The sequence below is a fragment of the Actinoalloteichus sp. GBA129-24 genome, from assembly GCF_001941645.1.
In the GTDB taxonomy this organism is placed as follows: domain Bacteria; phylum Actinomycetota; class Actinomycetes; order Mycobacteriales; family Pseudonocardiaceae; genus Actinoalloteichus_A; species Actinoalloteichus_A fjordicus.
In genome coordinates this window covers 1,710,419-1,723,108 of record NZ_CP016077.1, presented here as the reverse complement: position 1 = coordinate 1,723,108, position 12,690 = coordinate 1,710,419, and the positions used below count along the sequence as shown (strand labels likewise).

The 12,690-nt window shown below is 69.4% G+C and carries 11 protein-coding genes; 8 read left to right on the top strand and 3 right to left on the bottom strand.

Translation table 11 applies throughout. From position 1 onward, the window contains the following. Nucleotides 1–224 precede the first annotated feature (224 nt). Nucleotides 225–383 (bottom strand): hypothetical protein, encoded by a 159-nt coding sequence (locus UA75_RS35070; protein WP_318533295.1) that lies wholly within the window; start codon nucleotides 381–383, stop codon nucleotides 225–227. Nucleotides 384–1,080: 697 nt separating this feature from the next. On the opposite strand from UA75_RS35070, the gene UA75_RS07885 reads away from it, so the two are divergent. From UA75_RS07885 to UA75_RS07880, 3 genes are all read left to right on the top strand, one after another. Next, entirely contained in the window at nucleotides 1,081–1,284 is a 204-nt protein-coding gene (locus UA75_RS07885) for a cold-shock protein (RefSeq protein WP_075739692.1), read from the top strand. Between the two features lie 403 nt (nucleotides 1,285–1,687). Beyond that, nucleotides 1,688–2,284: a DUF6292 family protein gene (locus UA75_RS34385; protein WP_232237670.1), complete on the top strand. Its 597-nt coding sequence runs from the start codon at nucleotides 1,688–1,690 to the stop codon at nucleotides 2,282–2,284. A gap of 635 nt (nucleotides 2,285–2,919) precedes the next feature. Further along, nucleotides 2,920–3,795, top strand: a complete 876-nt coding sequence (locus UA75_RS07880) for an aldo/keto reductase (protein WP_075739691.1) — start codon at nucleotides 2,920–2,922, stop codon at nucleotides 3,793–3,795. A gap of 55 nt (nucleotides 3,796–3,850) precedes the next feature. Here UA75_RS07880 and UA75_RS07875 read toward each other — a convergent pair whose 3' ends face one another. Further along, entirely contained in the window at nucleotides 3,851–5,530 is a 1,680-nt protein-coding gene (locus UA75_RS07875; protein WP_075739690.1) for a Na+/H+ antiporter, read from the bottom strand. A 280-nt stretch (nucleotides 5,531–5,810) separates the two neighbouring features. Between UA75_RS07875 and UA75_RS07870 the strand changes: the two genes are divergently transcribed. Beyond that, nucleotides 5,811–6,422 carry a hypothetical protein gene (locus UA75_RS07870; RefSeq protein WP_198042963.1) on the top strand — a complete coding sequence of 204 codons (612 nt, stop codon included), beginning with the start codon at nucleotides 5,811–5,813 and terminating at the stop codon, nucleotides 6,420–6,422. A gap of 6 nt (nucleotides 6,423–6,428) precedes the next feature. Here UA75_RS07870 and UA75_RS07865 read toward each other — a convergent pair whose 3' ends face one another. Beyond that, nucleotides 6,429–8,141 carry an alpha/beta fold hydrolase gene (locus tag UA75_RS07865; RefSeq protein WP_157434055.1) on the bottom strand — a complete coding sequence of 571 codons (1,713 nt, stop codon included), beginning with the start codon at nucleotides 8,139–8,141 and terminating at the stop codon, nucleotides 6,429–6,431. Nucleotides 8,142–8,303: 162 nt separating this feature from the next. Here UA75_RS07865 and UA75_RS07860 point away from each other — a divergent pair, with 162 nt between their 5' ends. From UA75_RS07860 to UA75_RS07845, 4 genes are all read left to right on the top strand, one after another. Further along, complete coding sequence (locus tag UA75_RS07860) at nucleotides 8,304–8,972, top strand: response regulator transcription factor (RefSeq protein WP_075739689.1); 669 nt, start codon at nucleotides 8,304–8,306, stop codon at nucleotides 8,970–8,972. Further along, nucleotides 8,966–10,168 (top strand): sensor histidine kinase, encoded by a 1,203-nt coding sequence (locus tag UA75_RS07855; RefSeq protein WP_075739688.1) that lies wholly within the window; start codon nucleotides 8,966–8,968, stop codon nucleotides 10,166–10,168. The genes UA75_RS07860 and UA75_RS07855 overlap by 7 nt, the downstream gene beginning before the upstream one ends. 589 nt (nucleotides 10,169–10,757) lie before the next feature. Next, on the top strand, nucleotides 10,758–10,964 hold the full coding sequence (locus tag UA75_RS07850) for a hypothetical protein (protein WP_157434054.1): 207 nt from the start codon (nucleotides 10,758–10,760) through the stop codon (nucleotides 10,962–10,964). Further along, nucleotides 10,964–12,613 (top strand): DNA-3-methyladenine glycosylase 2 family protein, encoded by a 1,650-nt coding sequence (locus UA75_RS07845; protein ID WP_318533294.1) that lies wholly within the window; start codon nucleotides 10,964–10,966, stop codon nucleotides 12,611–12,613. The genes UA75_RS07850 and UA75_RS07845 overlap by 1 nt, the downstream gene beginning before the upstream one ends. Nucleotides 12,614–12,690 lie beyond the last annotated feature (77 nt).

Below are 12,690 nucleotides of genomic sequence, written 5' to 3'. Positions count from 1 at the left end.
GAGCAGGGGAGGAAGAGGAACGCTTGGCTTTTGGCCATCCAGCGGCGAAAGCCCTGTTCATGCGGGCTTGCCGGCTGGTGAAGGCCAGTGCTGGGATGTCGAGGTCGGGGGTTCCTCATGGTTCGGGTTGGCGTGGTGACGGTTGTGCCCGTCGATCCACTACTGGTAGCTCATCCCGACCAGCCCGCCGTGCACGACACCGACCGCGTCGTTGGGACGCCTGGTCAGGAAATCTGCTTGTGCCCGGCATCGTGGCCGACGAACGCCAGTTGCGCGAACACCACGGCTAGGAGGACCGCGATCAGCAACTGCCACCACGTGTCGCTCAGGAACGCGAACCCGACCCACGCTCCGGCGAACACCGCCATGTTCGCGATGATCACCGCTGCGTAGTAGCCGTGGCGGCAGCGCAGCAGCCCCGACCCTCGCGGACCTCGGCGAGCAGATGGCGATAGGAACCCTGCGCGCTGTCGTTCACCGGCGCCGCGTCGCAGGCGCTCCGGCGGCAGAGGAGGAAAACCGAACGCCACGGGTACGGCGCTGATCGGCGTCGGAGAGCGTGTGTCCGGCGGCGTGCGAGACGGGGTGGCTGAACAGCACCGGCGAGACCGGGGCACGGGTGCTGCGGGAACGTACGGGTGTGCGCGACAAAAGAAACTCCTTGGGAAGGGGCCGGGCAGGTGAACACGGCCAGCGGTGACGCATGAGCACCGGACGGCAGCGTCGAGCAGGTCGGTGCGCCGTCGTCGGGCAGAGGCTTGGTCGCAGGTCGGACAGCGTCGTCAAGGCTCCTCGTGACCCAGGGTCGACAAGCACGGCGCGAGCAGGCAGGTTCTGACGGTACGCGCATCGGCGGGCCACCGCGAGCACGGGGCGGGCGGACCTCGCTTGACGGCCCGCCCGCCCATGTGCTCCACTGCATGTGGTTGAAGATTTTTGTGCTCGTTGTTCCCGACGCCGCAGAGGTTTTTGGCGAGCGTCGCCTCGGTGCCCTTTCAGGCTTTCCTTGGTTTCACGCTCGCAGTCCGGCCGCCTCGCACGAGGCTGTGCCGCAATGTTCGACGCGACAAGGAAACGTATATGTCTCAAGGCACTGTGAAGTGGTTCAATTCCGAGAAGGGCTTCGGATTCATCGCCCCCGACGACGGCGGCAGCGACGTGTTCGTCCACTACTCAGAAATCACCGGCAGCGGTTTCCGCAGCCTCGACGAGAACGCCCGCGTGCAGTTCGACGTCGGCCAGGGCAACCGCGGCCCGCAGGCCACGGCGGTGTCGGTCCTCTGACCACCACCACGCCCGCCCACCCGCATCTCCATAACGTTCGGCGTTCCAGGTTTCGCGGTGTCGATCCTGACCTCGACCCCACCTCGCCAAGCGAAGGGCCGGCGGCGCAGTTCGTCTCCTCCCGTGCTCGCCACCTGCGCGAGCACCAGCATCACCGCGCCCGCGCGGCACGCACGGTCGCCCGCATGGCGCGCGACCCGCATGACGAAAGCCTCCTCTTGTCCGTTTGGGACATTGAGCCCACTGCCGACATGGCGCCGAGCTTGGATTCCGCGCTGGCGGGCTACGTCCGCCGGGTAGCCGAGCAGATTGGCGCCCCGTCGACGCGGTGACACACGAAGTCACCGCCACCGCCTACCTCGGCCTCGCCCCCTAGTACCACCGAGCCCCGCAGCGCGACCTGATGCTCGTCTGGGACGAACGACTCGGCTGGTCCATCGCGATCGGACCACGCGGCAACGACCACTCACCCGTGATCCGCCGCCTCTGCGGCCACATCGCACCACCACCCTGCACCGTCGCCCCGTTTGTCATCAACGTCCTCGACGGACACCACAACTGCCAACTCAGCCCAGTACCGCCCCCACTCGACCGGGCAACCCTGGCGGCGCACCTGAGCACACTCCCGCGCAGCGTCCCGGACGCCGACTCGAGCGCACCCGGCGTCCGACAGCTATCTCTGGCAGGCAGTTACCGATCCTCGCCGAGCAACAAGCATCGCGATTCCCTGGATAGCGATCGGCTTCGCACCAGGACATACCGAGGTTTCAGCCGGAAGCGTTCGAAGCCCTTGCGTACGGCCATGGCCGGTCCGTGGGTTCATTGGCTAACCAACGACCAACTGCTGCATCTCGTGGAGGCGGCGAGCCACTTGGGCGGCGACTCACCGCCATCCCTGCGGCTCGTGCTGGCGGGCGCAGCTTGGCGCGGTGATGGGGGTCAGCCGCTCCACCGCTCAGTATCGCCACGAGAAGGCCGCCAAAAGTGGTCGGACGACTAGTTGGGACTGTCAATTCCAGTCAGACCATGAAGCGATCACTTACTACCTCAATGTTCGTCGAACTTGGTGCAGCGTTCTTCGGCCGAACCTCCGCCACTAGAGCCCGCGATGTTGTCGCGCCAACCCGAAGCTGCTTCCGGAGCGTCTCCGCGGAGATCGGAAGCCGGCAACGTCGCCAGTGTTCAGCGTCCGCGCGGCGAGCGCTCTCTACGAGACAGCCGAAGAGCAGCATAGCGTCGATCTTCGGCTGCGAGTCGGGGTGCGCGTAGCGTCCCAGCCAAGGCTGACGTGCACGCCGAAGGACGTCCCCAGCGATCGGGGCCGGGGGAGTTCCTCCGCGTCGTCGCATACGCGGGTGATGGCTTGAGCACCGGTAGACTCACCTGCCGGAGAGCGACGATCAGGGCACGGACAAGGCAGCGCAGACGCGGGCGCTGCGCGGACCGCTGCGGAGATCGACGCTGCGGGAGCTCGGCACTTCGACCGTGGGCATCAGCCAGGTGAGCGAGGTCGAACACTTGCGGCGCAAATCGCTCGACCAGGTCGTTTCCGAGTCTTTGCAACGTCGGGCGACGACGGGGTACTGACCGGCCCTCCCACGTGCGGCTGGCCGCTTCTCGCGTGAAGGTACGCCCATGAAGCTCACGTTGAACAACGGTGTCGAGATGCCCGCCCTCGGTTTCGGTGTCTTCCAGACCGCTCCCGAGGAGACCGTCACAGCGGTCGAGACCGCACTGCACACGGGCTACCGGCACATCGACACCGCGGCCGCGTATGGCAACGAGCGCGAGGTCGGCGAGGCCATCCAGAGCTCAGACGTGGACCGGTCCGAGATCTTCATCGAGACCAAGCTCTGGATCAGCGACTACGGCTACGATCAGGCCCTGCACGCCTTCGACAAGAGCGCAGGCAAGCTCGGCGTCGATCGGATCGACCTACTGCTCCTGCACCAGCCGCTGCCCACCCGGTTCGACCTGACCCTGGATGCCTACCGGGCGCTGGAGAAGCTGCTCGCCGACGGGCGGGTACGGGCGATCGGCGTCAGCAACTTCATGCCCGAGCACCTCGACGACCTGCTCAAGAACACGACGGTCGTGCCCGCGGTCAACCAGATCGAGGTGCACCCGTACTTCGCGCAGCCGGACGTGCTCGCCGCAGACGCCGCGCACCGAATCCTGTCGCAGGCGTGGTCGCCGATCGGCGGCATCACCTTCTACCGCGAGGGCGCGGGGGGCAGCACCCTCGAGGACCGGACCATCATCGGCATCGGCGAGGCACACGGCAAGACCCCGGCTCAGGTGATGCTGCGCTGGCACTTGCAGCAGGGCCGGTCGGCGATTCCGAAGTCGACCCGTCCAGAACGGATCGCCGAGAACTTCGACGTGTTCGACCTCGAGCTCACCGACGTCGAACTCGCCGCGATCGACGGACTCGATCGCGGGGTGCGGCGTGGCCCCGAACCTGCCTCGATCACCCTGGCGAGCGCCGGGCGAGACATCCCCGAAGCCTGACCGCCGTCCAGGAAACGTCGCTGCGCAGCACGCAGGACAGCGCTGGGGTTCGCCGTCAGCCCAGGGGTTCGGTGCCGGTGAGCCGCAGCTCCTCGATGTCGAGGCGGGTCTGGATCTGACGGGCGACCGCGTCGTCGATGACGCCCTCACGGCGCAGACGAATGAGGACCGCACGTTTGCGGTCGAGGGTCGCCAGCCGGAGTCGGGTGTATTCCTCGTTGCGGGTCAACGGCGAGTCCGCCTGCACAGGCTGCGGTGCGGCGGACACCGCCTCTCCACCGTCGGGAACGATCTCGGCGGGCTCGGGTCCTGGTCCGACCGTCGTGTCACTCGACCTGTTCGCCCGGGCGTCGATGAGATCAAGGTGCTCGTGATAGTCGCGGGCGAGCCGGTCGTGGACCTCAGCGCTGATGCCGTGTTCGACCGCGAGGTCGGGCAGGGCGGCGACGGCTGCGGTGGTGATCGCGTGTTCGGCGATCCTCAGCTCGTCTTCGGCGGCGCTGTCGTCGGGAAGCCGGGGCCGCGCCCACCGGACGACGACCGGCAGGAGTGGTCCCTGCACGAGCAGGGTCAGAACGATGACGCCTGCGGTGGCGAACACGATCTCATCGCGTCCGGGGAAGGCCTCGCCGTCGTCCAGCGTCACCGGCACGGACAGGGCGATGGCGAGTGAGACGGCGCCACGGAACCCGGCGACCGCGCTCACCACACGAGCCCGGTGGCTCATCCGGCGGGTCCGCTGGGACGGCCGCCGGTCAAGCAGGCGGATGAGGGAGACGCTGACCACCTGGAATAGGAAGCGGACCACGAACAGCGTCAGCCACACCGCCACGATGACCGTCAGCGCCCAGCCGATGCGCGCGACGTCCATCTGCCGGGACACGACGTTCACCTCGAGGCCGATGAGCACGAACAGCGCCCCATTGAGGAGGTAGGCCCCGAGGGGCCACGCCGATTCAGTCTGTCTGCGGGAGGCGGCCGTGCTGATCCGAGGGGCGACGAAGGCGACGAGAAGACCGGCGACGACGACCGCGAGGACACCGGAGGCTTCGATCAGCTCGGCCGACAGGAATGCGGTGAACGGCACCAGCAGCAGAGCAATGTTGATCACCGTGCTGTCGCGGAGCCGCCGCATCACCAGGTACGCCGCGCCCGCCACCACCGCGCCTGCCATCACGCCGCCGAGGTAAGACAGCAGCACCATCCCGGTGACGGCCAGTGGCGTGTAGTGGCCACCTGCCGCGACCCCGACGGCGATCGCGTAGAGCACGAGCGCCGTGCCGTCGTTGGTGAGGCTCTCGGCCTTCAGCAGCATGAAGTTGCGATGCGGCAGCGTGCGGCCCAGCGCGGCGACCGCGGTGGCGTCGGGTGGGGCGACGGCCGCGCCGAGGATGAGTGCCGCCTGCCACGGCATCCCCAGCAGGTGCGCGACCCCGGCTACGGCGAACGCGGTCGCGACGACGAGGACCGTGCTCATGAGCACGATGCCGCGGAAGTCCCGTCTGATCGACCGCAACGACGTCGTCAGGCTCTCCCAGAACAGCATGACCGGCAGGAACAACAGCAGCACCGTCTCCGGCGGCAACTCGACCTCGCGCAGCGCGGGTACGAAACCGAGCACGACACCGAAGACCAGCAGCAGCAGCAGCGGCACCGCGACGCGCAACCGAGGGGCCAGCACGGCGCCTGCGAGGACGGTGATGCCGAGCACCACCGTGAGTTCGAGCCCGCCCACCCGGCGCTCCTCCCGATCAGGCGCTCTCTCGAGCGCTCACCACGTGGACGCCGCGGTGCCTGCGGGCAGTCATGAGTCGCCGGTGTGTGCGTACCGGAGGCGAAAGTGGAGCGGCACCGCCCCCGATGGCCGTCTCGGTCACCGCGCGAGCGGTGCCACCACAGTGTCATCGTCGACAGTGGTCGATACGGCGATGTAGTTCATGGCGTGGCAGGTCATGCCATCCGATCGGATGACATGAAGCCATGCCGGCCCGTTCGGGCCGAGCCACAGCGCGACCGTGACGTCCCCACGGCTGCAGCCGGCGTCCACCCTGTTGGGGAACGCCCTGACCGCTCGGCTGGCGCTGGACGCGCTGGCCGTGCCGCGCGGCGGGACCGTCGCCGTGACCGGTGCGGCCGGGGCCGGCGGGGGGTACGCGGTCGAGCTGGCCAAGGCCGACGGGCTGACCGTGATCGCAGACGCCGCCCCGGCCGACGCCGAGCTGGTTCTCGGCCTCGGCGCCGACCACGTCGTCGACCGCGGCGACGAGATCGCCGATCGGACTCGCGGGCTGGCGCCCGACGGGGTCCCCGGACTTCTGGACGGCTCGATGCAGACCACTCAGGTCGCCCCGGCTGTCGCCGACGGCGGGGCGCTGGCCGAGGTTCGGGGCTGGGCGGCCCGGCCGAGCGCGGCATCCGGGGCGACCCGATCATGGTGTCGGACGCCATCGAGGACACCGCCGTCGTGCTGCCCGATGACCCCACACGCACTGACGTCTGCCGCGCGGGTCCGCCTGCCACTCGCAGCGGCCACGGCGAACCATCCGGGTCGTCCGCCGCCGTGCGCACCGCTGCATCGGCAGGCAGGCCCACCCCGGAACCAGGTGAGCCTGCCTGCCCTGCTGTGACACCGGTCATCGCCAGACGGACCGGCCTTCGACGGCGTCGAGGACGCGTGCCTCCTTGGTGTCCGCGGCGAACGGATCGGGTGTGTCGGTGCCGTCCGCCGGAACGGGCGGCCGAGGATCGCCCGTGCATTCGGAGTTCGCGGGCGGGAGGGCGCCGTTGATCAGGTAGTCGTCGACTTTCTGGGTCACGCAGGCGTTGAGCCCGTAGTGCCCGTGTCCGCCGCTGTCGCGAAGGGAGATCAGTCGGTGGCCGAGCGTCTCGGCCATCGCGGGGCCGCCTTCGTACTGGGTGGCGGGATCGCCGTCGGCCTGGATCACGAGGCCGGTGGGATAGCCGTCCCGCTCAAGCTCGACAAGGTCCTCGGGCGGGGTGAACGACCGGAAGGTGCAGTTGGTCGGCGCCGCACCGATGATCCCGCTGCCGTTGCCGTCGGCGTACGGGTACTCGTCGCGGTAGCGGCGCATGTCGTCGTAGTAGGTCTCGAGATCGGTGGGCCAGTCCGCCTCGCAGGTGACCGCCTCGTACACCCCTGGATCGACCTTGGGGGTGTCGTCCCCGGTCAGGAGGCCGACGGCGGCACCGGCGTCCGCAGACAGTGCCGTGCCCTCCGAGGCAGACTGCCGCAGCTCCACGACCACCTCGGCGACGACGTCCCAGACCGGCCGGGGTTGGACGGCCGTGGCCAGGAACCGGTCCAAGGTGTCCCCGTCGAACTCCGTGGACCAGTAGGTGGGCCAGTCCGCAGGCCGTTCACGATCCAGCGTGACCGGCTCGGCCGCGAGGCGGGCGGTGAGTTCCTCGGTGGCGGCAAGCACCTCCTCCTGGGTCGTACCCAGGTGGTAGGTGTCATCGCGTTCGGCGACCCAGCCTGCCCACTGCTCGACGTTGAACCGGACACCCACCGACTGCTGTCTGGTCTGCTCGTGCCAGATCCAGTCCGGGTGGATCGAGGAGTCGAGCACGCTGCGGTTCAGCTGTGCGGGAAAGAGACTGCCGTAGACCGCGCCCAGGTACGTACCGTAGGAGAACCCGAGGTAGTTGATCTTCTCCTCGCCGAGGGCGGCTCGGATGACGTCCATGTCCCGCGCGGTGTTCGCCGTGTTGATGTACGGCCGGATGTCGCCGCCCGCCCGCTCGCAGGCCGCCTCCTTCGCCTGGGCGTGTTCGGTGAACTCGGCGAACTGTTCATCGGTCGGGCGGGTGTGTCGCGGCCGGTGGGGGACCCGGTCGCAGTAGAGCCGGGAGGCCCGGCCCACTCCCCTGGGCTCGAAGCCGATCAGGTCGAAGTGTGCGGCGATCTCCGTGTCACGAACTCCCAACGGCATGGCCAGTCCGCCGCCGCCGGGGCCGCCCGGATTGAACAACAGCACGCCCTGCCTGCGGTCCGCGTCGCCCGCCGTGATCCTGCTGACCTCGATGTCGAGGGTGCCGTCAGCGGGCTCGCCATAGTTCACCGGGACGGTCACCATGGCGCACTCCATGAACTTCCACTGACCCTGCCAGGGGTCGACGATGATGCCGTCATCGGGTTGTTCCGAGGGATCCGGCGGTGGCGGGTCCGCACACTGCTGCCAGTCGAGCTGCTGTCCGTAGAAGTCTTCGAGGCCGTCCGGCGTGGCGCTGCTCGGGGTCACCACGGTCCCGAGTCCGACCGTGACTCCCACTGCGAGTACGACGCTCGCGAGGGCGCTGCGTCGTCCTCTCCCTGCTCTGCTCACTATTCGCCTTCCTCCATGCCGACGACGAGTACGAAAGACGGTATGGACAGCGGTGTTTCACGGGCATTTCGCCGCCTGCCGATCCGAAAAGTCGTTATGTCGCTCAAACAAGCACGGCGTTACCGTCCGGATCGGTAATCACCCCCGTGAGCGGAGATGACGATGCGCGTACTGGTCGCGGAGGACGAGAAGGCCCTCGCCGGGTACATCGCAGAAGGACTGCGGGACGAGTCGATGTCGGTCGATCTCGCCTATGACGGCACCACCGCGCTCGAGAAACTGTCCGCCGACTGTTATGACGTCGTGGTGCTGGACCGGGACCTTCCCGGCACCCACGGCGACGAGGTCTGCAGGCAGCTCGTCGAGTACGGCGGTCTCACCCGGGTGCTGATGCTCACCGCATTGGCCGACGTCCCCGACCGGATCGCGGGGCTGCGACTGGGCGCCGACGACTACCTCGGCAAGCCGTTCGACTTCGACGAACTCGTCGCCAGGCTCCACGCTCTCGGTCGCCGGTCTCGACCTGCCGTGCCCCCGGTGCTCCGCAGGCATGGCATCGCCCTCGACTCGGCCCGGCGTTCGGTCTCCCGTGACGACCGGCCCGTCGCGTTGTCCAACAAGGAGTTCGGCGTGCTGGCCGTGCTCATGGCGGCGGACGGCACGATCGTCAGCGCCGAGGAGTTGTTGCGCGTCGTGTGGGACGAGCACGCTGATCCCTTCACCAACGCCGTGCGGGTGACCATGTGCAGGCTGCGAGCCAAGCTCGGTTCACCCGGCGTCATCGAGACGCTGCCCGGTGTCGGCTACCGGCTGGGCGGTCCGAGGTGCTGAGCCGTCTCACGCTGCGGTGGCGCCTCACCCTGCTGCACACCGCCATGTTCCTGATCGTCACCGCCGTGGTGGTCGCGATGGTCTACCTCCAGAACCGCGTCGTCATCATGAGGATCAGCGCCGACGCCACACCCGTGGACCTGATGCCGTCGACCTCGGACCAGCCGGTGTCGGGAGAGACGGCACGGGGCTCGGCCGACCCGTCCATGGAGGTGGCGGACGGGATCGCCATCCAGCAGAACGAGGCGTTGGCGAGCCTGCTCGCCCAGTGGATCGTGGCGTTGACCGCCATGACCGTGCTCGCCGGGCTGCTGGCGTGGTGGGTCACCGGACGGGTGCTGAAGCGGGTACACCAGATGACGTCTCAGGCCCGCCGCATCTCCACCGAGAACCTGCACGAACGACTGGCGCTTCAGGGGCGCGATGACGAGATCAAGGAGCTCTCCGACACCTTCGACGCCGTGCTGGCCCGGCTGGAGAACGCGTTCAACGCACAGGCGCGGTTCATCGCCAACGCCTCGCACGAGCTGCGCACGCCGCTCGCCGTGGCGCGCACGACGCTCCAGGTCGGGCTCGCCACCACGGACCCGGCCCGGGTCCGTCGCGTGCGCGAGGAGTTGCTGCGCAACAACGACCGCTGCACGGCACTGATCAACGGCCTGCTCACCCTGGCCAGGGGGGAGCAGGACCCGCACCGGCTGGAGCCCGTGGACCTGGTCGACGTGGTGCACGACGTCGCCGGTGAACTGACTGCCACCGGGCCCGCCGACCGGCCGCGCCTGCGGATCGACGCGCCCATGCGGTGCATGGTGCTCGGCGATCCCGTCCTGCTCGCGCAGCTGGTGCACAACCTCCTCGGCAACGCCCTGCGCTACAACGTTCCCGGCGGCGAGGTGCTCGTGGAACTCGACACGAGAGGGAGTTTGACGATCGGCAACACCGGCGCGGAGATCAGTCACGACGAGGCGGATCGCCTGTTCGAGCCGTTCTACCGGGGCGCGGTGCGGACCGGTCGGGCCGACGGGGCCGGGCTCGGCCTGTCCATCGTGCGCGCCATCGCCCGGTCCTGCGGCGGCGGGGTCACCGCGCGACCACGGCACGGTGGCGGCCTCGTCGTCGAGGTGGGCATTCCGGCCACGCCGTCGGATTCCGGCGCTCCCGTCGAACGGCTGCCCGGCATGGTGATCGCGGGCTGATCGCGTCGGCCGCCGCCGGACACGGGGTAGGGGAGGATCCGCCGGGATTCCCGCCGCGCGAGGAACGTATCCGAGTGCGTTTCCCGAAAATCATCGGCGAGACGCGCGCTGTGCCGGTCGAGATTGACGATCGCATCGCAGGGAAAAACCATAGTCCGTCATCGGGCTCCGCAGAGAATGCGGGTGTTCACCACTCTGGTCGCCCCCGATCAGGCGGAGAAAGCGGTGTGCACGGCTCCGGCGCACCTCGGTGAGCGGTGAACTGCGGGCGACGACCTGTGGACGGGGTCACGCCGCGAATGCGCCGACATCGCAGCGCGGGGCCGCTCACCACCCTGGTGACCGTGAAGACGCCGTCCGTTCCCGAGCCGAACCTGGCCGGGTAGGCAGGCGCCGCGTCCCGCACAGGCCAAGACTGTCAACAGCACCGCGATGACGGGTGCCGTCACCCACCAGATCCACTTCGGCATGGCGGGGAAGGAACTCCCGGCCGCCGCTCGATCCCCCCGCAGCAGCCCTGCCTACCGGCCTCAGGCCAATGTCCGAAATCCGCTAGACCAGGCCGCGTCGGAGCGGTGGAATGGACGCCGTGAACACCACACTCGCCGCCGAGGACCGTCGCCGGGACGGCCTGCACGAGTCCTCGCGGCCACTCGCCACCGCCCACCCCCGGGCCGGGACGGACACCCCGCGCAGGGGAACCGCAGGCGCCCCGGCCGTCCAGACCGCGAGTGCCGGGGTCGACTGGTCACCGGACCGGCCTGCCGGCGTCCTGCCGACGGGCGACGGCCGCTGATGCCCGAGCGAACCGGGAAGGCGGCCATGCTCACCGACCAGGGTGCGCGGCGATCGAGTGTGCCGGACGGCGGAGGGCGCTGCGCGATGGGCGATCCGGCGTTCGCCGAGCGTTATCGGGCGATCGATGCCCGCGACACCCGCTTCGACGGCCAGTTCTTCACGGCCGTCTCCTCGACCGGCATCTACTGCAGGCCGTCATGCCCGGCACGCACCCCGAAGATGCAGAACGTCACGTTCTTCCTGACCTCGGCAGCCGCCCACGAGGCCGGCTATCGCGCGTGCCGACGCTGCCTGCCCGAGGCGGCGCCCGGCACCCCGGAATGGGACCTGCGTCGTGATCTGGCCGGCCGTGCCATGCGGCTGATCGTCGACGGCGTCGTGGACCGCGAAGGCGTGGAGAGCCTGGCCGCACGCCTGGGCTACAGCGGGCGGCATGTGCACCGCCTGCTGTCGGCGGAACTCGGTGCCGGACCACTCTCGCTGGCCAGGGCACGGCGGGCGCAGACGGCGCGCAGTCTGCTCGTCGGAACGGACCTCCGACTGGCCGATGTCGCGTTCGCCGCCGGCTTCGGCTCGGTGCGGCAGTTCAACGACACCATCCTGGAGGTGTTCGCCGCTCGGCCCGGCGAGCTGCGGGCCAGAGGCAGGCGTGGCGCCGTCGAGTCCGTCGCCGACGAGAGCGCGCCGGAGGGCGGAGCCCCGGTGCGGCTCAGCCTGGCGCTGCCAATGCGGCAGCCGTTCGACGCGCCGGGGCTGTTCCGGTTCCTGGCGGCGCGCGCGGTCGGTGGCGTCGAGGTCGCCGAGGTCGCCGACGAGGACAGGCTGCGGTACGCCCGCACGCTCGTCCTGCCGCACGGACCGGGCGCGGTGGAGATCGTGGCGACCGACGCAGGCGCAGGATGGCGAGTCCAGGCGACGCTGGAGCTGTCTTCCCTTGCCGACGTCGCCACCGCCGTGGCGCGCGTGCGACGAATGCTGGATCTGGACTCGGACCCGGTCGCCGTCGACACCGCGCTGTCCTCGGACCGGGTGCTGGCGCCGCTCGTCGCGGCCACGCCGGGAATCCGGCTGCCCGGCGCGGTGGACCCGCACGAACTCGTCATCCGCGCGATCGTCGGACAACAGATATCCGTGGCCGCAGCCCGTACTCACCTGACCCGTCTCACTGCGACGCTGGGCACGCCCTATACCTCCTCCATCACCGGGCTGAACCGACTCTTCCCCACGCCTGCCGACATCGCGGCCGGGGTGGCCGCGCCTGCGGTGGGCGAGCCGGGGGACCCCGACCGCCCCTTGCGGCTTCCCGGCCGGTCGGTGCGCACCGTCACCACCACGGCGCGCGCCCTGGCCGACGGCGAACTGTGCGTCGACGTCGGCGCCGATACCGAATCGCTTCGCGAGCAGCTCGTGAGTCGACCGGGGATCGGCCCGTGGACCGCGTCCTACCTCGCGATGCGCGTGCTCGGGGAACCCGATGCCTGGTTGCCGGGGGACGTCGCGCTGGTCGCGGGGGCCACTGCTCTCGGTCTGCTCGACCCGGACCTGTCGAAGCAGGCGGCGCACCGTGCCCTGGCCGACCACGCCACCAGATGGGCACCGTGGCGCGCCTATGCCGCGATGCACCTGTGGCAGGCCGCGTCGGCGTGAGACGACCCGACGCCGGACTCGCGCCACGCCGAAGAGTCGGCGTCGATCATTAGGGTTCCCAACCACCTCAGAGGACA